General features: G+C 73.5%; 17 protein-coding genes. 9 read left to right on the forward strand and 8 right to left on the reverse strand.

The window, feature by feature from the left end:
- Positions 1-15: 15 nt before the first annotated feature.
- Entirely contained in the window at positions 16-666 is a 651-nt protein-coding gene (locus tag ACT7CP_RS12515) for a nuclease-related domain-containing protein (protein WP_445442487.1), read from the reverse strand.
- A gap of 247 nt (positions 667-913) precedes the next feature.
- On the opposite strand from ACT7CP_RS12515, the gene ACT7CP_RS12520 reads away from it, so the two are divergent.
- Positions 914-2,080, forward strand: coding sequence for a PP2C family protein-serine/threonine phosphatase (locus tag ACT7CP_RS12520; protein ID WP_445442488.1), 1,167 nt, complete (start codon positions 914-916; stop codon positions 2,078-2,080).
- Here the strand turns inward: ACT7CP_RS12520 and ACT7CP_RS12525 are convergent, their stop codons facing one another.
- A complete protein-coding gene (locus tag ACT7CP_RS12525) occupies positions 2,081-2,932 on the reverse strand; it encodes a sulfurtransferase (RefSeq protein ID WP_445442489.1) in 852 nt (283 codons plus the stop codon).
- A gap of 108 nt (positions 2,933-3,040) precedes the next feature.
- On the opposite strand from ACT7CP_RS12525, the gene ACT7CP_RS12530 reads away from it, so the two are divergent.
- The 5 genes from ACT7CP_RS12530 to ACT7CP_RS12550 all read left to right on the forward strand — a co-directional run bounded on the left by ACT7CP_RS12530 (position 3,041) and on the right by ACT7CP_RS12550 (position 7,966).
- Complete coding sequence (locus ACT7CP_RS12530) at positions 3,041-3,781, forward strand: response regulator transcription factor (protein ID WP_413964206.1); 741 nt, start codon at positions 3,041-3,043, stop codon at positions 3,779-3,781.
- Entirely contained in the window at positions 3,778-4,863 is a 1,086-nt protein-coding gene (locus ACT7CP_RS12535; protein ID WP_413964205.1) for a sensor histidine kinase, read from the forward strand. Before ACT7CP_RS12530 ends, ACT7CP_RS12535 begins: the two co-directional genes overlap by 4 nt.
- Positions 4,864-5,007: 144 nt before the next feature.
- Positions 5,008-5,634, forward strand: a complete 627-nt coding sequence (locus tag ACT7CP_RS12540) for a M15 family metallopeptidase (RefSeq protein WP_413964204.1) — start codon at positions 5,008-5,010, stop codon at positions 5,632-5,634.
- Positions 5,631-6,899 carry an alanine racemase gene (gene alr, locus ACT7CP_RS12545; RefSeq protein WP_445442490.1) on the forward strand — a complete coding sequence of 423 codons (1,269 nt, stop codon included), beginning with the start codon at positions 5,631-5,633 and terminating at the stop codon, positions 6,897-6,899. The genes ACT7CP_RS12540 and alr overlap by 4 nt, the downstream gene beginning before the upstream one ends.
- The gene (locus tag ACT7CP_RS12550; RefSeq protein ID WP_445442491.1) at positions 6,896-7,966 is read left to right on the forward strand and encodes a D-alanine--D-alanine ligase family protein; all 1,071 of its coding nucleotides are present in this window, start codon (positions 6,896-6,898) and stop codon (positions 7,964-7,966) included. The genes alr and ACT7CP_RS12550 overlap by 4 nt, the downstream gene beginning before the upstream one ends.
- Here ACT7CP_RS12550 and ACT7CP_RS12555 read toward each other — a convergent pair.
- The 3 genes from ACT7CP_RS12555 to ACT7CP_RS12565 form a co-directional block, all read right to left on the reverse strand.
- Positions 7,929-8,465: a GNAT family N-acetyltransferase gene (locus ACT7CP_RS12555; protein ID WP_445442492.1), complete on the reverse strand. Its 537-nt coding sequence runs from the start codon at positions 8,463-8,465 to the stop codon at positions 7,929-7,931. The two genes, ACT7CP_RS12550 and ACT7CP_RS12555, sit on opposite strands and share 38 nt — an antisense overlap.
- Before the next feature lie 145 nt (positions 8,466-8,610).
- Entirely contained in the window at positions 8,611-9,606 is a 996-nt protein-coding gene (locus ACT7CP_RS12560; protein ID WP_015491025.1) for a ribonucleotide-diphosphate reductase subunit beta, read from the reverse strand.
- Positions 9,607-9,768: 162 nt separating this feature from the next.
- Complete coding sequence (locus ACT7CP_RS12565) at positions 9,769-12,270, reverse strand: ribonucleoside-diphosphate reductase subunit alpha (RefSeq protein ID WP_445442493.1); 2,502 nt, start codon at positions 12,268-12,270, stop codon at positions 9,769-9,771.
- A 362-nt stretch (positions 12,271-12,632) separates the two neighbouring features.
- Here ACT7CP_RS12565 and ACT7CP_RS12570 point away from each other — a divergent pair, with 362 nt between their 5' ends.
- Together ACT7CP_RS12570 and ACT7CP_RS12575 are read left to right on the forward strand one after the other, a co-directional pair.
- Positions 12,633-13,844 carry an MFS transporter gene (locus tag ACT7CP_RS12570; RefSeq protein WP_445442494.1) on the forward strand — a complete coding sequence of 404 codons (1,212 nt, stop codon included), beginning with the start codon at positions 12,633-12,635 and terminating at the stop codon, positions 13,842-13,844.
- A gap of 114 nt (positions 13,845-13,958) precedes the next feature.
- Positions 13,959-14,432, forward strand: a complete 474-nt coding sequence (locus ACT7CP_RS12575) for a hypothetical protein (protein ID WP_445442495.1) — start codon at positions 13,959-13,961, stop codon at positions 14,430-14,432.
- 66 nt (positions 14,433-14,498) lie between these two features.
- On the opposite strand, the gene ACT7CP_RS12580 is transcribed toward ACT7CP_RS12575, so the two are convergent.
- Both ACT7CP_RS12580 and ACT7CP_RS12585 read right to left on the reverse strand, forming a co-directional pair.
- Positions 14,499-15,491 carry an aldo/keto reductase gene (locus tag ACT7CP_RS12580; RefSeq protein WP_413964197.1) on the reverse strand — a complete coding sequence of 331 codons (993 nt, stop codon included), beginning with the start codon at positions 15,489-15,491 and terminating at the stop codon, positions 14,499-14,501.
- A gap of 51 nt (positions 15,492-15,542) precedes the next feature.
- On the reverse strand, positions 15,543-16,001 hold the full coding sequence (locus ACT7CP_RS12585) for a hypothetical protein (RefSeq protein ID WP_445442496.1): 459 nt from the start codon (positions 15,999-16,001) through the stop codon (positions 15,543-15,545).
- Between the two features lie 136 nt (positions 16,002-16,137).
- Between ACT7CP_RS12585 and ACT7CP_RS12590 the strand changes: the two genes are divergently transcribed.
- Positions 16,138-17,736 (forward strand): S1C family serine protease, encoded by a 1,599-nt coding sequence (locus ACT7CP_RS12590; protein WP_445442497.1) that lies wholly within the window; start codon positions 16,138-16,140, stop codon positions 17,734-17,736.
- A 69-nt stretch (positions 17,737-17,805) separates the two neighbouring features.
- On the opposite strand, the gene arfA is transcribed toward ACT7CP_RS12590, so the two are convergent.
- Positions 17,806-19,344 carry an arabinosylfuranosidase ArfA gene (arfA, locus tag ACT7CP_RS12595; RefSeq protein ID WP_445442498.1) on the reverse strand — a complete coding sequence of 513 codons (1,539 nt, stop codon included), beginning with the start codon at positions 19,342-19,344 and terminating at the stop codon, positions 17,806-17,808.
- Between the last annotated feature and the right edge of the window lie 37 nt (positions 19,345-19,381).

Genomic DNA, 19,381 nt, shown 5'->3' on the forward strand with positions numbered 1-19,381 from the left:
GGGCCGCGGCGCGGCTCACGCGCCCCGGAAGCGGTCGGCGAGCACGGCCGTCACCGCATCGACGTCCAGGGTGCCGCCGTCATCCCCGGCGAGGGCCTTCGTGAGCGTCCGGGGCCGACGGACCCGGACTCCGCCGATGACGAAGTCGCCGCCGAGGAGCGGCCAGTCCGCGTCGACGAAGCACAGCGCTCCCGTCACCCGGACGTCGGGCAGCGCCGCCTGGACGAGGGCCACCTGTCGCTGGACCCCGGTCACGAGCTTCGTCCGGTCGCGGCCGCCGATCCTCAGGGTCTCCGTGCGGGGCCGGAGCAGTCCACCCTCGACCCGGAGGGACACCCGGCCCGTGTAGCGCTTCGCGTCGATCACCCAGACGCCGGCACCCGTCACGGCGATGTGGTCGATGTTCGCCCGAGTCCCCGGGATGCGCCGGTCGTGCAGCACCCGCAGCCGTGGGGACGCGATGCCGTCGAGCGCCGCTCCGAGCCGCTCCTCACCGACCGCGCCCGTCCTCCAGGCCGTCGTGCTCCGGCGCTCGGTCGAGAGCGCCACCGCGATCCCGCCGAACCGCCCCCAGGCTCGCCGGGTGGCCTCCTGATCCCGCGCCCGGCGCCGTTCGTACTCGCGGCGCGCCGATGCGCCCGCCCCCGTGCCGTCCCCGCTGTCCATGCCCCCATCGAGCCAGTCGGCGATCCTCGCCGCCAACCCCCGATCGGGGGCATCGGACCTCGTGATCGCGGCCCCGGAGGGCGCGGGGGTCGTCCCTGCTGGCGCGCGCGGGATCGCGTCCACCGGTCCGGCGCGGACCCGGCATTTCCCCTGGCGCGTAGACTCTGGGCATCGCACGCGAGCCGGTCACCGGTGCGTGCGGAGCGCGGATCGGGGGATCCGCAGGAGATCAGGAGGGGCGGTTCGCATGGACACCGACCTCCGCGAGCGCCAGCGCCTCGAGACGCTCGAGACCCTGCACCTCTTCGGCTCGGGGCCCGAGACCCGGTTCGACCGGATCACGATGATGATCGCCGAGTTCTACCGCGTGCCCATCGCCGCGATCGGCATCATCGGCGCCGACGCCATCTGGATGAAGGCGAGCCTCGGCCTGCCCACGCCGCGATGGGCGCGCCACGGCACCTTCACCGACGCGGCCCTCGCGGCCGACGACGGCATGCTCGTGGTCGAGGACGCCCTCCTCGATCCGCGGCTCGCGACCTCCACCAGCGTCACCGGTCCCCTCGGCGTGCGCTTCTACGCGGCGCAGCACCTGCGTGCCCCCGACGGCAACGTCATCGGCGTCTTCTTCATCGCGGACACGTCGCCGCGCGAGTTCGGCGCGACCGACCGCGCGCGCCTCGCCGTGATCGGGGACTTCTTCTCCGACGAGCTCGCGCGCGAGACCGAGAGCGCGAGGGCCGCCGAGGTGGCCCGCGCGCTCTCGCCGAAGGCCGCCGTGCACCTCGACGGCTACGAGGTCGCGGGCACGAGCATCCCCGCGCAGGTCGTGGGCGGCGACGTGCACGACTGGTTCCTCGAGGGCGGCGACCTCCGCCTCACCCTCGCCGACGTGATGGGCAAGGGCGTCGGTGCCGCGATCCTCGCCGCCGGCGTGCGCGCGACCATCCGGCTCGCGTCCCGCACGGACGGCGTCCGCCGCACGATGGTGCGCACCGCCGCCGCCCTCGTCGACGACCTCTCGACGGCCGGCTCCTTCTCGACCCTGTTCCATGCGCGGCTGGCGCTGTCGACCGGCGTCCTCACCTACGTCGACGCCGGGCACGGGCTGTCGCTCGTGGTCCGCGCCGACGGCGGCCTGCAGCGCCTGCACGGTCGCCACCTCCCGCTCGGCCTCGAGGCCGAGGACGCGTGGGAGGAGGAGTCCGTGCACCTCGACCCGGGCGACAGCCTCGTGATCTTCAGCGACGGCCTGCTCGACTTCTTCGACGACGAGGAGGCGACCTACGACTTCCTCGGCGGGCTCATGGGCCGGCACACGTCCGCGCAGGGCTTCGTCGACGCGCTGGTGAAGCTCACGCCCGAGGGGCAGCCGGACGACTGCACGGTCATCGCGGTCCGCCGCACCGCCTGATCAGCGGTCGTCGCCGCCGGGCTCCGCACCCGTCGCGACGGGCCGCTCCGGCCGGTTCGACCACGCCGACCAGGACCCCGGGTACAGCGCCGCGTCGATCCCCGCGATGGCGAGCGCCGCGATCTCGTGCGCGGCCGTGACCCCGGAGCCGCAGTAGACGCCCACGGTCCCGCCCGGCTGGATCCCGAGCGCGGCGTACCGCTCGCGCAGCGCCTCGGCGGGGAGGAACGCGCCGTCCGCGTCGATCGTCTCGGCGGTGGGCGCGCTCCGGGCGCCGGGGATGTGGCCGGCGCGCGGATCCACGGGCTCGGCCTCGCCGCGGTACCGCTCCCCCGCGCGCGCGTCCAGGAGGACGCCGGTGCGGGCGAGGTCGGCGGCCGCGTCCTCGTCGAGGGTGGGGAGCGCGCCGCAGGTGAGCGTCACGTCGCCCTCCTCGGGCGTCGCGGATCCGGTCGAGAGCGGCAGGCCGGCGGCGACCCAGGCGGGCAGGGCGCCGTCGAGGAGCCGCACGTCCGGGATCCCCGCGTCGCGCAGCAGCCACCAGGCGCGCGCGGCCGCCATGTTTCCGCCGCCGTCGTGCACGACCACCGTGTCGCCCCGCCGGATGCCCCAGCGGCGCGCGGCCCGTTCGAGGTCGGCCACCGTCGGCAGGGGATGCCGGCCGTCCTCGGGCGCGCCGTGCCCGGCGAGCTCGGTGTCGAGGTCCGCGTACACGGCACCGGGGATGTGCCCGGCCTCGTGCAGCGGGCGGCCGGGAGGGCCGCCGAGCGACCACCGCACGTCGAGCACGCGCACGTCGTCGCGGGTGCGGAGGGCGAGGTCCAGCTCGGCCGGCGTGATGAGGATGTCCATCCGCCCATGCTCGCAGGCCCGGTGCCGCGCAGGCGGGAGCGCCCGGCCCGGGTGCCGGCGGGAGGCCGCGTCGAGGAGGCGCGCAGGCGGGACCGTAGGCTCGGGGTCATGCGCGTGCTCATCGTCGAGGACGAACCCCTGCTCGCCGCCTCGCTCCGCGACGGGCTCCGGCTCGAGGCCATCACCGCCGACATCGCCCCGGACGGCGAGCGCGCGATGGAGGCCCTCGCCGAGAACCCGTACGACGTGATGCTGCTCGACCGCGACATCCCGGGCATCGACGGGGACGAGGTCGCCCGCCGCGTGGTCGCCGCGGGCATCCCGTGCCGCATCGTGATGGTGACCGCCGCCGCCCGCCTGCACGAGAAGGTCCGCGGGTTCGAGCTCGGCGCGGACGACTACATCACGAAGCCCTTCGAGCTGAAGGAGGTCGTGATGCGGCTGCGCGCGATCGGCCGCCGCTCCGCCGCCGCGGCGCCCCCGGTGCTCGAGCACGCGGGCCTCCGCCTCGACCCGTTCCGCCGGGAGGTGTACCGCGACGGCCGCTACGTCGCCGTGACCCGCAAGCAGTTCCAGGTGCTGGAGGTGCTGCTCCAGGCGCGCGGCGGGGTGATCAGCGCCGAGACCCTCCTCGAGCGGGCGTGGGACGAGAACGCCGACCCGTTCACGAACGCCGTGCGGATCACCATCTCGTCGCTCCGGAAGCGGCTCGGCGACCCGTGGCTGATCCACACGGTCGCGGGCGTCGGCTACCGGCTGGACGCGCCCGACGCCGGGCCGCGCGGCACCGGGGCAGGGACCGAGGCCGGCGCTGGGGCCGACCACCCGGCGCCCGAGCCGCCCGCATGAGCGCCCGCCTCCGCCTGACCCTCAGCTACGCGGCGTTCCTCGTGCTGGCGGCTGCGGCCATGCTGCTCCTGCTCCTCTACGTCCTCCGCTTCGTGCCGGACGCGCCGATCCCCAGCGCCGATGGCTTCGTGCCGAGCCAGGGCGACCTGCTCGCCGCGCTCTGGCCGCGCGCCCTCCAGGTCACGGCCGTCCTGCTCGTGGTCGGGCTCGTCGGCGGCTGGTACCTGGCCGGCTGGATGCTGCGGCCCCTGCAGCGGCTCGGCGCCGTGGCCGAGCGGGTCGCCGACGGATCCCTCGACTCGCGCGTGCGCCTGGACCGCCACGACGAGTTCGGCCGGCTCGGTGACGCGTTCGACTCCATGCTGGACACCCTCCAGGCCGCCTTCGCCGAGCAGGAGCGGTTCACCGCGAACGTGTCGCACGAGCTGCGGACGCCGTACGCGATCTCGCGGGTCGTCCTCGACGTGGCGCTGGCGGATCCGACGCGCGTCGACGTGCCGCAGCTCCTCGGCCGCCTCGACGCCACCACCCGCCGCGGGACCGAGGCCGTGGAGGCGCTGCTCACGATCGCGACCCTCGACCACCTCGTGGAGATCGAGCGCCGGCCGGTCGACGTGGCGGAGCTGGTCGCGCGCGTCGTCGACGAGGCGCAGCCGCTCGCGGCGGAGGCGCGGGTGGCCGTCGCGACCGAGCTCGGCGAGGGCGACTTCGACGGCGACGAGGTGCTCGTCGGGCAGCTGATCATGAACCTCGTCGTGAACGGGATCCGACACAACGACCCCGCGGGCGGGCGGATGCTCGTGACCGCGGGGACGCTCGACGACGACCGCGTGGAGGTGCGCGTCCGCAACACCGGGCCGGTGATCCCGCCGGACGTCGCCCGCACGCTGAGCGACGCGTTCGTGCGCGGCGCCGGCCGGCCCACGACGCCCGACGGCCGCGCGATCCCGGCCGTCGAGGGGAGCGGCCTCGGACTCACGATCGTCGCGCGCGTCGCCCGCCTGCACGCCGCGGAGCTGACGATCGACCCGCAGCCGGGCGGCGGCCTCGACGTGCGCGTGGTGTTCCCCGCGCCGCGCTGATCCCGCGCCCGGCCTGTCGGCACCGCGCGCATCCTGCCCGACGGGACGTATCGCGGGCGTATGCGGAAAGGGCGACGCCCGGGCGACACGCGCCCTGGTGGTCTGGATCCGCACGTCGCCCCCGCGGCGTGCGGAAAGGCTCCCGTGAACCGCACCCCCGCATCCCGCCTCCCCCGGCGACGCCCCGCCGCCGCCCTCCTCGCGGCCGTCCTCCTCGTCCCGGTGCTCGCCGGATGCGTAGCGACCGATCCCGCAGGGGCCGCCCTCGACGGATCCGCGTCCGGCGCCTCCCGATACGACGCATCCGACGCCGACCCCACGGGCGACCCCCGCACGCCCGACGACGGCTGGATCCCGCTCGAGGCGCCGATCTCGCCCTTCGACGACGAGCACCCCGGCATCGCCCGGTTGGATCCCGCCCTCCGCGCCGCGATGCAGGACGCAGCCCGCGACGCCGCCGCCCAGGGCGTGGACATGGTCGTGGCGTCCGGCTGGCGCAGCGCCCGCTACCAGCGGAGCCTCCTCGAGGACGGCGTCGCGAAGTACGGCAGCGCCGCCGAGGCCCGCAAGTGGGTCAGCACGCCCGAGCGCTCGGCGCACGTCACGGGTGATGCGGTCGACATCGGCCCGACCGACGCCGACAGCTGGCTGCAGCAGCACGGCGACCGCTACGGCCTGTGCCAGACCTACGCGAACGAGATGTGGCACTTCGAGCTCGGCACCGAGCCGGGCGGCACGTGCCCGGCCGGGCTGCAGGACGCGGCGGGATGAGCGTCCCCCGAGCAGGCGCACGCACGGGCACCGGCGCGCGCGTCGAGGTCGACGCGGACGCGATCCGCCACAACGCCGCCGTGTTCGTGGCGCGCACGGGCGTCGCCGTCATGGCTGTGGTCAAGGCCGACGGCTACGGCGTCGGCGCCCGCACGGCGGCGCGCGCGGCCGTCGAGGGCGGCGCCACCTGGATCGGCGTCACCACCGTCGACCACGCCGTGCGCCTGCGCCGGGCCGGGATCGCGGTCCCCGCCCTCAGCTGGCTGGACGCGTCGCCGGTCGACTTCGCGGTCGCCGTCGAGCACCGCGTCGACGTGGCCGTGGGCACCTTCGCGGAGCTCCGTCAGGCGATCACCGCGGACGGCAGCCCGCGGATCCACCTGCAGCTCGACACCGGGCTCGCGCGCGAGGGCTTCGCCCCGGAGGACTGGGAGCTCCTCGCGGCCCGCGCCGCCCGGGCCGAGCGACGCGGGCGGATCCGCGTGGTCGGCGCCATGACCCACCTGTCCTCCGCCGACCGCCCCACCGACCCGGCCAACGCCGCCCAGCGCGCGGCGTTCGCGCACGGACTCGCGGTCCTCGCAGCCGCGGGCCTGGATCCCGAGGAGCGGCACGCGGCCGGATCCGCCGCCGCCCTCCTCGACCCCGCCTCGCACGGCACGCTCGTGCGCGTCGGCGCGGGCCTGGTCGGCATCGACGCGACGGGCGGCGAGGCGGGACTCCGCGGCGCGCTGACCCTGCGCGCCCCGCTCGTCGGGGTCCGTCGCGTCGCCGCGGGGACCCCGGTCGGCTACGGCGGCACGTGGACGGCCGCGCGCGACACGACGCTCGGGCTGCTGCCCGTCGGCTACGCGGACGGCCTGCCGCGTGCCGCCTCCGCGCGCGCCTCCGTGGGGATCGGCGACCGCCGCGTCCCGGTAGCCGGCGTGCTCTCCATGAACCAGACGGTCGTCGACCTCGGTCCCGACGCCCGGGACGCGGCGGGCGACGAGGCCGTCGTCATCGGCGCGGGATCCGACGGCGCGCCCACCGCCGGCGACTGGGCGGCGTGGGCGGGCACGATCCCGCACGAGGTGCTCACGTCCGTCGGGAGCGCGGCCGCGTCCCGCGATCCCTTGCCTGCGCCTGCGCCGCCGCCCCGCCCCGGAGCCCCATCCACCCGCGCACCCACCGAGCCAGCTCCGCGCACCGATCCCGCATGCACCGCCCCACCCGCTGCCCCCGATGCCCCCACCCACCCCGCCCGGACGGAGATCCCCGCATGACCGCCACCCCACCCCGCCCGGCCGTGCCGCCGACCACACCCGCACCGCCAGGGACGACCGCCCGCACCCGCGTCGCCGTCATCGGCGGCGGTCGCAGCACCGAGCACGACGTCTCGCTCGCCTCCGCCGCCGCGGTCGCCTCCGCCCTCGACGCCGCGCGCTTCGACGTCGTCCCCCTCACCCTCGGCCGCGACCACGGCTGGACGGACGCCGCCGGCCGCGCCATCGCCCTCGCCGGTGCGGTGGAGGCGCTCGCCGCGTGCGACGTCGCCCTCCCGATGCTGCACGGCCGGGACGGCGAGGACGGCACGATCGCCGCCCTGCTCGAGCTCGTGGGGATCCCCTACGTCGGCTCGGGCGTGCGCGCGGGCGCCATCGGCATGGACAAGCAGGCGACGAAGCTCCTGGCGGCGTCCCTCGGCATCGACGTCGCGCCGGGCGTCGAGCTGACCCGCGCGTCGGCCGCCGCCTGGACCTGGGAGCGCCCGGTGGTCGTGAAGCCGTCCGGCGGGGGATCCAGCCACGGCGTCGGCCTCGCCCTCGCCGCCGCGGACGTGCCCGCCGCCCTCGCCGCCGCCTTCGCCGTGGGCGACCGCGTGCTGGTGGAGCACCTGGTCGCGGGCCGTGAGATCGACGTGCCGGTCCTCCGCGCGTGGGACGGCACGATCCGCATCGGCCCGGCCGTGGAGGTCGTCACCGAGGGCGTCTTCGACGCGGGCACGAAGTACGACGGCGGCGCCGTCTTCCGGATCCCCGCCCCGCTCGCCGCCGACGAGCTCGCCGCGCTGCACGACGCCGCGGCGCGCCTGGTCGAAGCCCTCGACTGCCGCGGCGTCGTGCGCGTCGACTTCTTCCTCACGCCCGAGGGCCCCGTGCTCAACGAGGTGAACACGACGCCCGGATCCACCGCGGCCTCGCAGGTCCCGCGGAGCTTCGCGGCGGACGGCCTGCCCTTCCCGGACCTGCTCGCGCTCCTGGTGGACGACGCCCTGCGCGGCGCGGCGGCCGCCCGGCCGGCGTCGGCCGACCTCAGCCCAGCGGCTTCTCGAAGCAGATCGAGTTCGTGACCGGCAGGTACGGCGGGTACACGTCGATGGGCCGCCACCCCGCGGTCTCGTAGAGCCGCACAGCGTCCGGCTGCCGGTCGCCCGTCTGCAGGATCAGCCGCGGCGCGCCGAGCTCCCGGCCGACCCGCTCGAGCTCCGCCATGAGCACGCGCGCGAGGCCGGTGCCGCGATGCGCCGGATCCACGACGACCTTCTTCAGCTCGAGCTCGCCGCCCAGCCGCCGGATGACGCCGTGCGCGGCCGCCCCCGCCTCGTCGCCCTCGGGCACGAGGAGCACCACCGCCTCGACGTCCGCGGGGTCGAGCGCGAACGCGACCGCCGCCTTCGCGGGCCAGTCGGGGTCGTCCGCGTGCCGGCCCTCGTAGCGGACGTCCATCTCGTCCTCCATGGCGCGGCGGATGCGCGCGCCGCGCGCGTCGTCCCACCCCACCACGCGGGTGCGGTACGCCCGTCCGTCCCGGGCGAGGTGACGCGGTGCGGTGTCGTGCTGCTGGTCCATGGGCCCTCTCGATGGCGGCGACGTCGGTGCTGGGTGGTGGCGGTGGCCCGGGCGGGCATGACGACGCCCGCACCCGCATCCTCGTCGGATGCGCGGCGCGGGCGGCGTCGGGTGCTGCGGTCGTGCGGTGCTGCGGCGGTCGGTCCTACTTGGCGCCGACGGTGGCCGACGCGTTCGACTCGTACGACGTGTTCGTCGACTCGAAGAAGTTGACGAGCTGCAGCGTGTCGTTCGCCGTGGCCATCCACTTCGCCGGGTTCGAGACCTTGTACTCGGCCTCGAAGCCGAGCTCCTCGAGGCGGCGGTCGGCGAGGTACTTCACGTACTGGTTGATGTAGTTCGCGTTGAGCCCGAGGATGCCGTTGGGGAGGAGGTCCTTGTTGTACTGCTCCTCCATCTCGACGGCGTCGAGGATCATCTGCTTGATCTCGGCGGCGAACTCCTCCGTCTGCAGGTCGGGGTTCTCCTCGAGCACGGTGAGGATGAGGTTGATCCCGAACTTGAGGTGCAGCGACTCGTCGCGGACGATCCAGTCCATGAGCGAGCCGAAGTTGCGCAGCAGGTTCCGCTGGCGGAACGACAGCGACACCATGAAGCCCGAGTAGAACCAGATGCCCTCGAGGATCACGTTGTACGCGACGAGGTTCCGGACGAAGTCCTTCTTGCCCTCGGTGGTGGTGATGTCGAGGGTCTGCTCGGTCATGCGCTTGATGAACTTGACCTCGAACTCCTCCTTGCGGGCCATCGACGGGATGTCGACGTGGGAGTTGTAGGCGGCCTCGCGGTCGATCGGGAACGTCTCGAGGACGTACTCGAACGACATGCAGTGGTTCGCCTCCTCCCACATCTGCTTCGCCAGGTAGAGGTGGCACTCCGGCGCGTTGATGTACGGGTAGACGCCGAACGCGAGCGCCTTGTTCACCAGCAGCTCGTTCGGGTTGAAGTAGCTCATGAGGAACGTGATCGCGTGGCGCTCCTCGTCCGTCATCTTCTTGAAGTCCGCGATGTCCTCACCGAGCTGGATCTCGTTGGGGAACCACGTGTTCGCGACGGCCTGGTCGTACAGGTCCATGGCCCACTGGTAGTTGACGGGCTTGAGGAGGAGGCCCTCCTGGATTCCCGTGCCGAGGATCTTCGACATCTGCTTCTTCTCTCCGGGTGACGTGCGTGGTGGTGCGGGTGGGGACGGCCGAGTGCGCCGCGACGATGCTGCTAGGTGGTCCCGCCTACTGGCAGGAGTCGCACTGCAGCTCGTCCATGGGGTCCATGGGGACGACGTAGTCGCCGAACGTGTCGTCGTTCATCAGCGTGCACCTCCCACTCCACCGAATCCGAAGCCCTTGCGGGGCGCGGGAGCGGCCTGCGGCGCCGGGGCGTCCGCGGGCGTGGATGCGCCGGCCGCGGTGGCGGGGACGGCTGCGGGCGCGCCGCCGCCGAATCCGCCGAAGCCCTTGCGCTTGGTGCCGTCGGCGTCCTGCGACTTGTCGACCTTGACGGTCGACTGCTCAGCCGTGTGACGCGGCTTCATGTGCAGGTAGTACGTGGTCTTGACCCCGCGCTCCCAGCCGGCGAAGTAGATGTCCATCATGTCGCCGAGGTCGCGCGTCTCGAGGTACATGTTGCGGCTGATGGCCTGGTCGATCCACTTCTGCGCACGCGCCGCGACCTCGAGGAACGCGTACGGCGAGAGCTGGAAGCTCGTGCGGTACGTGGCCTTGACGTGGTCGGGGATGGCGGCGATGTTCTGGATGTCGCCCTGGCTGCGCAGGATGTCCTCGCGGACGCCCTCCCAGATGCCGAGCTCCTGCAGGTCCTTCACCAGGTTCCGGTTGACCTCGAGGAACTTGCCCGAGGAGGTGGAGCGGCTGAAGATCTGCGAGAACTGCGGGTCGAGGCCCGGCGTGGTGCCGGCGACGAGGCCGATGGACGCGGTGGGCGCGATCGCCATGAGCGTCGCGTTGCGCATGCCGCCCTTGACCTTGAGGCGCAGCGCGTCCCAGTCGAGGCGCGTGGTGCGGTTGACCTTGACGGGCACGCCGCGGTCGGCCTCCATGAGCGCGATCGAGTCGAGCGGCACGAGGCCCTCCGACCAGCGCGAGCCCTCGAAGTTCGGGTACGCGCCGCGCTCCTGGGCGAGGTCGGCCGACTCGTCGATCGCCGCGTAGGAGACGTGCTCCATGATCTCGTCGATCAGGTCGTAGCTCTCCTCGGACTCGTACGAGTAGCCGAGCTTCTCGACGATGTCGGTGAAGCCCATGACGCCGAGGCCCACCGCGCGGTTCTGCTGGTTGGAGAAGTCCGCCTCCTTCACGCTGGAGCGCGTGATGTCGATGAGGTTGTCGAGCTGGCGCACCGCGAGGCGCGCGCTCTGCTCGATCTTGGCGAAGTCGACCTTGCCGTCGGCGAAGTGCTGCGACAGGTTGATCGACGCCAGGTTGCAGACGGAGACGTTGTCCTCGTCCTGCGGCAGCGTGATCTCGGTGCAGAGGTTCGAGAGGTGGATCGTGCCCGTGTTGTTGTTCAGGGCGCGGTTGTTGATCGTGTCCTTCCAGGTCAGCCACGGGTGGCTGGTGGTCTGGAGGGAGATGAGGATCGACTTGAACTGCTCGCGCGCCTTGATGCGCTTGAACATCCGGATGCGCCCGGCCTCGGCCTCGCCCACGTAGAACGCGTAGCGCTCCGAGAAGGCCTTGCCGTAGAGCTCGTTGAGGTCGGAGACCTCCAGCGGGTCGAAGAGGTACCAGTCCTCGTCGTTCTGGACGCGCTTCATGAACTCGTCGCTGATCCACACCGCGGTGTTCGCGGTGCGGGTGCGGCGGTACGGGTCGCCCGAGTTCTGGCGCAGGTCGAGGAACTCGGGGAAGTCGAGGTGCCAGTTCTCCATGTAGAAGCACAGGGCGCCGAACTTCTTGCCGCCGCGGCTGACGGCGCGGAGCACGGAGTCGATGGTGTGCATGAACGGGATCGGGCCCGTGGAGGTGGTGTTGTTCGAGCGGATGGGCGAGCCCTGCGCACGCAGCTTGGAGACGGAGAGGCCGATGCCGCCCGTGCCCTTCGTGAGCCACATGACGTCGCGCGTGGTCTTCGCGATGTGCTCGATGTCGTCCTGCATCTCCATGACGAAGCAGTTCGCGAGCTGCGGGTAGATGGTGCCCGCGTTGACGAGGGTGGAGCCGGCCGCGAGGTACTCGAGCTTCGACATCTTCTCGTAGAAGGCGATGGCCGTCTCGGTGGGGTTCTGCTCGTTGAGCGTGAGGCCCATCGCGATGCGCATCCAGAAGTACTGGGGGACCTCGAGGGCGTCGCCGTTGCGGCCCTTGATGCCGTAGCGGTTGTTCAGCGTGACGACGCCGATGTACTTCAGCAGCTCGTCGTGCGCGGGCTCGAGGGCCTGGGCGAGGCGCTCCAGGTCGAACAGCTGCACGAGGCGGGAGTCGAGGAGCATCTCGTCGACGCCGCGCTGGATGTTGCGGGCGAAGTGCTCCGCGTGGAGGCGCTTGAGCTCCTCGGGCGACGAGTAGTCGCCGAGGACGCGCTTGTAGATGGTCTTGAGGAGGAGGCGCGCGGCGACGGTGTCGAAGGCCGGGTCGTCCTTCACGTTCTGGAGCGCGACCTGGATGACGGCCTCGTCGAGCTGCTGGGTGCTGATCCCGTCGAAGAGGGTGATCTCCAGCTCCGACGCGATCTGCGTGACCCAGCCGATGTTCTCGTCGAGGCCCTGCGTGGCGTCCTCGATGGCCAGGTTGATGCGGTTCGCGTCGTACGGCTCCCGCGTGCCGTCGCGCTTCACTACGGTGATGGACACTCTGCTCCTCGTCGTCTTCGTCGTCCGCGCTGATCGGCGGCGGACTGTCCTGCGGTCGGCGGCGACGCGGTGCGGGACGTACCCGCCGCGCCCTGCGCCTCACCAGGGGAAATGCTCGGTCGGCCCCTCCGCGCCCGCTCCGTGGAGCCGGGACGACCGGGGGCCGCTGCCGTCTCCATCACTATATATGCGGGCGACCGGCCGCGCCCAACCCCATATGTAGTGGGCGTGTCGTCCACAGGTGTGGATAAGTCCGCGGACTTCTCCACATGTTCCACAGGCTACGGAGACCTCCCGACATCGACGTCCGGCGACGTCCGGGCTACGGGCGGACCCTCCCCGGACGGTAGGATCTGACCCTCGTGAGCACGTACGGAAGCCTCCTCAAGACCCGCGGCGTGGGCCGGATCATCACCGCCCAGCTGGTCGCGCGCTTCCCCGGCGGCATGCTCTCGCTGGCGTTCCTCATGCACGTCGAGCGGATCCACGAGTCGTACGGCGCCGCCGGCCTCGTGCTCGCCGCGACGAGCATCGGCCAGGCCATCGCCGGCCCCCTCACGAGCCGGTGGATGGGCGTCTGGGGCATGCGCCCGGTCCTCATCCTCACGTCGGCCGTGTGCACGGCCGCCGTGGTCGCCGTGGCCCTCGCCGACGCGAGCACCTCGGTCCCCGCCTTCATGGGGCTCGGCCTCCTCGCCGGGCTCGCGAACCCGCCGGTGCAGCCGGCCGTCCGCACCATCTACCCGAAGATGGTCAACTCGAAGCAGCTCACGCCGCTCTTCTCGCTCGACGCGTCGGCCCAGGAGATCATCTGGGTGCTCGGGCCGGTCATCGCCACGTTCCTCGCGATCCAGGTCGACACGAGCGCGGGCATCCTCGTCGCGGCGGCCTTCCTGGTCGGCGGCGGCGCGTGGTTCATCTCCTCCCCCGAGCTCGGCCGCGTGCGGATCCCCCGCAGCAAGCGCCGCTTCGGCGTGGTCCTCGGACGCCCGCCGGTGCTCCTCAGCACGGTCGTCGGCTTCCTCCTCATCGCGGCCTGCGCGGCCATCGAGGCGGGTGTCGTCGCGGTCTACGGACACGGCGGCCCGGAGGCGGGCTTCGTCCTCGCGATCTTCGCGGTCGGCTCGCTCATCGGCGGCCTCGCGCTCGGCCACATCCCCATCAGCCCGTGGGCCATGGCGCGACGGATGACGATCATCCTGGTCGGCACCGCGCTGGCCGCCGTGTGGATGCAGTTCGCCTGGCTCTCCGTCTTCCTCTTCCTCGCGGGCGTCGGCATCGCCCCCGCGCTGGCCGTGCTCTTCGCGGTGGTCTCGTCGTCGGTCCGCTTCAGCGACACGGCCGAGGCCTACGGCTGGGTCGGCACCGGGCAGCTCATCGGCGCCGCGCTCGGGTCGGCCGCGGCCGGGTTCGTCATCGACGCGCAGGGCGCGCAGGGCGCGTTCGTCGTGGCGGCGGCGCTGCTCGCGGTGGGCGCCGCGATCGCCGCGGTGTTCCACCGGCACAGCCCGGACCTCCGCGGCCGCGACGCCGGCCCCATCCCGGACACGGAGCCCGTCCACGTCGTGACGTGACGCCCGGGGCTCCGCTCCGGAGGCCATCCGCCCTGCGGACCGCGGACCGTGAGCCGCGCCCCGGGGTCTCCGCCCCCGCGGAATTCCCGACGGCGCGCTGGATAGTGTGAGGGCATGACCTCTCAGCAGACCCCTCTGACCACGCGCCGGCTGCGGGCCGGGATCGCCGGACTGGGGCTCGTCCTCGGCCTCGCCCTCGCCGGCTGCAGCTCGCCCGCCGCCGACGACGCCGCCAGCACGCCGACCCCGTCCGCCTCCGCGTCCGCGTCCGCCGAGGCCGCGACCCCCACGCCCGAGGCGACCACCGAGGGCGACGCCGGATCCGGCGCGACCGGTACGGATGAGGCGACGCTCGCGAAGGTCCGTGACTTCACGTGCGGCCTCAAGGACAAGGAGACCATCGAGGAGTCCGACGTGCAGGCTTACCGCGATCTCGCCACGCAGGCGCAGGAGAGCGGCGTGCCGAACGCCGACCAGTACGGGCAGCAGATCAATGCCGGAGCGGACCAGATGGCAGCGCTGGTCGGCAAGCCCCTGCCGGATGACCTCAGGACGAGCCTGTCGAGCGCCTGCGACTCCCTCCAGTAGCGCATCCGCACGGACGACGGCCCCGGTCAGCATCGCTGACCGGGGCCGTCGCACGTCCGGGTGGTGCTACCAGCGGGGGTGGACCGCGGCGCGGAAGCGCCGGTCGTAGATGTCCGCGACCTGCCGCTCGAAGACCTCGCCGAGCGCCGGGGCGTCGCCCGCCTGCGCGTTGGCGCGCGCCTGCTCGGCGTTGCGCGCGCCGGGGATCACGGTGGAGACGCCCTCGCGCTGCACGATCCAGGCGAGCGCGACCTGCGCGGGCGTGAGGTCGGGTGCCGCCTCGTGCGCGGCGGCCGCGAACTCGCGGGCACCGGCCACGCCCTCCTCGTAGTCGACGCCCGAGAAGGTCTCCCCCACATCGAAGGCCTCGCCCTGGCGGTTGTAGTTGCGGTGGTCGGTCTCGGCGAACGTCGTCTCCGCGGTGTACCGCCCGCTGAGGAGGCCCGACGCGAGCGGGACGCGCGCGATGATGCCCACGCCCGCCTCCGCGGCGGCCGGCAGCACGCGGTCGAGCGGCTTGTGGCGGAACGCGTTGAGGATGATCTGGACGCTCGCGACGCCGGGCCGGGCGATCGCGAGGAGCGCCTCGTCCGTCGTCTCGACGCTCACGCCGTAGGACGCGATGGCACCGTCGGCGACGAGCTCGTCGAGGGCGTCGTAGACGCGGTCGCTCGAGAAGACGGCGGTCGGCGGGCAGTGCAGCTGGACGAGGTCGAGGGTGTCGACGCCGAGGTTCCGGCGCGAGCGGTCCGTCCACTCGCGGAAGCGGTCGAGCGTGAAGTTCGCGGGATCCTGCGCGTCGCGTCGGCCCATCTTGGTCGCGACCGTGACGCCGGCGCCCGGGTGCGCGCGGAGCCAGGATCCGATGATCGTCTCGCTGCGGCCGTCGCCGTAGACGTCCGCCGTGTCGAAGAAGGTGATGCCCGCGTCGGCCGCGGCGTCGAGCACCGCGAGCGCGTCGTCCTCGGCGACGTCACCCCAGTCCCCGCCGAGCTGCCAGGTCCCGAGTCCGATGACCGAGACGTTCCGATGGGTCCTGCCGAGGCTTCTCTGCTCCATGGGTCGAGCCTACGCGGGCGGGAGGGCGGCGCCCGGGCCGGGCGGGCCCGGTCAGCGCGGACGGCGGTGCAGGGCGTGCACGGCGAGCGCCGCGATCACCGCGACCGGGCCGCCCGCGACGACGCCCGGGGCGAGGGTCACGATGAGCGGCACGACCTCCAGGAGCCACCGCTGCCCGAGCGGCTCGCCGAAGCTGGAGTAGGGCATGGACGTCGCGATCCCGGCGGCGAGCGCGCGGAGGGCGAGGCCCGCGGCGGGGAAGGCGACCGCGAGGATCCACAGCACGGGGGCGAGCCAGCGGGCGACGAGGGGGCGGTCGCCCCGGTCCTCTCGCGACTCCCCCGCATCCCGAGGCACGGGCTCCGCGAGCAGCGCGTCCGGGACGGCGGCGGTCGCGACGGGCGGGGCGGCGGGAGGCGGGGCGGCGGATCCGGCCGCGCGCTGGAACGCCGGGTCGTAGCGCGGATCCACGTCGAGGGGCTCGCCGTCCTTGTCCGACCTCCGCGTCATGCCGCTCAGGGTACGCCCGGGCCCGGGACGGGATCCATGGCGGACGCTCGTGCTCGTCATGGGGTGCTCATAGGGTCGGCCGCTGTGATCTCCTCATGGCCCCCGCCGGGCCCACCCGAGACACGAAGGACCCGTCATGAACGAGACACCCCAGGAGCCGACCGGACGTCCGGACGAGGCCCCCACCGACGACACCCGCGCGACCGGCTCCGACGCCGCGGACCGCGCGCCCGAGCAGCCCGCCGCCGCGACCGCAGCGCCCGAGGCGCCGGCCGCGACCTGGACCGCCCCCTCCGGGCCCGCGGTCGACGGACCCGCCGCACCGGGATCCGCCCCGGCCGCCCCGGCCGTCCCCGCCGCCCCCGCCGCCCCCGCGGCGCCGCAGCCCGTGCCGCACCAGCCCGCCGCCGAGCACGCCACCGCCGCGTACGCGAGCGCCCCGCCCGCCGCGGGTCAGCCCGCCGCAGCCGGATCCCCGTGGCCCGCACCCGCGACCGACGCCTTCGGCCGCCCCCTCCCCGTCGACCCGGCGGGGACCCCCGCCCCCCGGAAGCCCATGCGGCGCGGCCTCCGCACCGGCCTCATCGCGGGCGCATCCGCCCTCGCCCTGCTCCTCTCCTTCGGCAGCGGCACGGCGGTCGGCTTCATGGCCGACCTCGGCCGCTCCTCCTCCCCGGCCGGCGACACGCGGATCCAGGACCCGGGCTCCTTCACGCCCGGCCAGGGCTTCGGCCGCGGCACGACCACGCTGCCCGGCCAGGGGTCGGGCAGCGGCTCGGGCTCCGGGACGCAGTCGGGCACGGGGAGGGGCGCGTCCGTCACGTCGCCCGCGGCGGACGCCGCCCAGACCGCCGGGGTCGTGACCATCGACTCGGCGCTCACGTACGAGAACGCGGCCGGCGCCGGCACGGGCATCATCCTGTCGTCCGACGGCACGATCCTCACCAACAACCACGTCGTCAGCGGCGCCACGAGCATCCGCGTCACCGTCGAGTCCACGGGCAAGGCGTACGTCGCCAAGGTCGTCGGCACCGACGCCACGAACGACGTCGCGGTCCTCAAGCTCGAGGGCGCCTCGGGGCTCACCCCGGCGAAGCTCGACACGGACGGCGTGCAGGTCGGCGAGGCCGTCACGGGCGTCGGCAACGCGGGCGGCACGGGCACGCTCACCGCGGCGGCCGGCCAGGTCACCGCGCTCGGCCAGACGATCACCACGCAGTCCGAGGGGACGGCGGCGGGCGAGACGCTCACCGACCTCATCCAGACCGACGCGCCCATCGTCTCCGGCGACTCCGGCGGGCCGCTGGTGGACGCCGAGAACGAGGTCGTCGGCATCGACACGGCCGCGTCCTCGGGCTCCGCGCAGATCGCCGGGTTCGCCATCCCGATCGACAAGGCCATGGGCATCGCGAAGCAGATCGAGAGCGGCGTCGAGTCCGGCACCGTGGAGATCGGCTACCCGGCGTTCCTCGGCGTGCTGCTCGCGAACGGCGCGGGCACGGTCGCGGGCGCTCCCGTGCAGGGCGTCGTCGACGGGTCGGGAGCGGCGCAGGCCGGCCTCGCCCAGGGCGACGTCGTGACCTCGGTCGACGGGAAGGCCGTCGCGTCGGCGTCCGAGCTGAGCGCCGCCATCTCGGCGCACGAGCCCGGCGACCGGGTCACCCTCGGGTGGACCACCGCGGCCGGCGCCCAGAAGACCGGCACCGTGACCCTCACCGAGGGCCCGGTCGGCTGATCCGCCGCACCACCACGACGACGGCCCGCCCTGCATCGCGCAGGGCGGGCCGTCGTCGTGCGTCGTGCCTCAGCTCCGGGTGACGTCGAGCACCACGACCGCCCACGACAGCGCCGGGAGCGTGAGCGTCAGCAGGCCGCCCTCCGCGTGGACGCCCTCGAGCGGCACGAGGCCGACCTGCTCACCCGACTGCTCGGTGTTGCTCGTGAAGCGGTCGCCGCCCTCCGGCACGCGCAGGACCTCGGCCCGGAGGATCCGGCTGACGTCGAGCCCGCGGAGCGCGACCTCGGTGGACGCCGCCTCCTCGAGGTCGCGGTTCGCGAGGAACAGGGACACGGTGCCGGCCTCGTCGTCCCACGTCGCGCTGACGTCGACCACGTCAGCCGTGCCGAAGCGGTCGTTGTCGTAGCGGTCGCTGTCCACCTCGACCTGGAGGATCCGTCCCGTCGCGAGCTGGGCCATGCGGGCGAACGGCCAGAAGATCGACTGGCGCCAGGCGGGCCCGGCCTCCTCGCTCCGGATCGGGGCGATCACGTTGACGAGCTGGGCCTGGTTCGCGATCTTCACCCGGTCGCCGTGCCGCAGCAGCGAGTTGAGGAGCGTGCCGACCACGACCGCGTCGGTGACGTTGTACTCGTCCTCGATCACGCGAGGATGCTCGCGCCAGCCGGCCTTCTCGATGCGGTGCGGCTGGTCCTCGCCGTCGAGCCCGCGCTGGTACCAGACGTTCCACTCGTCGAACGAGAGTTCGATCCGCTTGCGGTTCTTGAGACGTGCACCGGTGGCGTCCGCGGTCGCGACGACGGACTCGATGAAGAAGTCCATGTCGACGCTGCTCGCCAGGAAGCTCCGGACGTCGCCCTCCTGCTCCTGGTAGTAGGCGTGCAGCGAGATGTAGTCGACGACGTCGTAGGTGTGGCCGAGCACGGTCTGCTCCCACTGCCCGAACGTGGGCATGCCCGAGTTGGAGCTGCCGCACGCGACCAGCTCGATGCTCGGATCCACCAGGCGCATGGCCTTGCCGGCCTCCTGCGCGAGGCGCCCGTACTCGTCGGGCGTCTTGTGCCCGATCTGCCACGGGCCGTCGAGCTCGTTGCCGAGGCACCACAGCTTGATGTCGAAGGGCTCCTCGGCGCCGTTGCGTCGACGCATGTCGGAGTACTTCGATCCACCGGGGTGGTTCGCGTACTCCACGAGCGAGCGCGCCGCGTCGACGCCGCGCGTGCCGAGGTTGATGGCCTCCATCACCTCGACGCCGGCGGCCTTCGACCAGCCCATGAACTCGTGCAGGCCGAACGCGTTCGTCTCCACCGTGTGCCAGGCGCCGTCGAGGCGGCGGGGCCGGTCCTCGACCGGGCCGACGCCGTCCTCCCAGTCGTAGCCGGAGACGAAGTTGCCGCCGGGGTAGCGGACGATCGTGGCCCCGAGCTCCTTGGTGAGGTCGAGCACGTCCTGCCGGTAGCCCTCGGGCGTCGCGGTCGGGTGCCCGGGCTCGTAGATGCCGGTGTAGACGCACCGGCCCATGTGCTCGACGAACGAGCCGAAGAGGCGGCGGGGCACGTCGCCGATGGTGAAGTCGCGGTCGATGGTGATGCGGGCGCGGGTCATGGGGCGTCCTCCTGGACGGACGGCCGGGCGCGTGCGT

The organism is Clavibacter rahimiani (assembly GCF_052654495.1).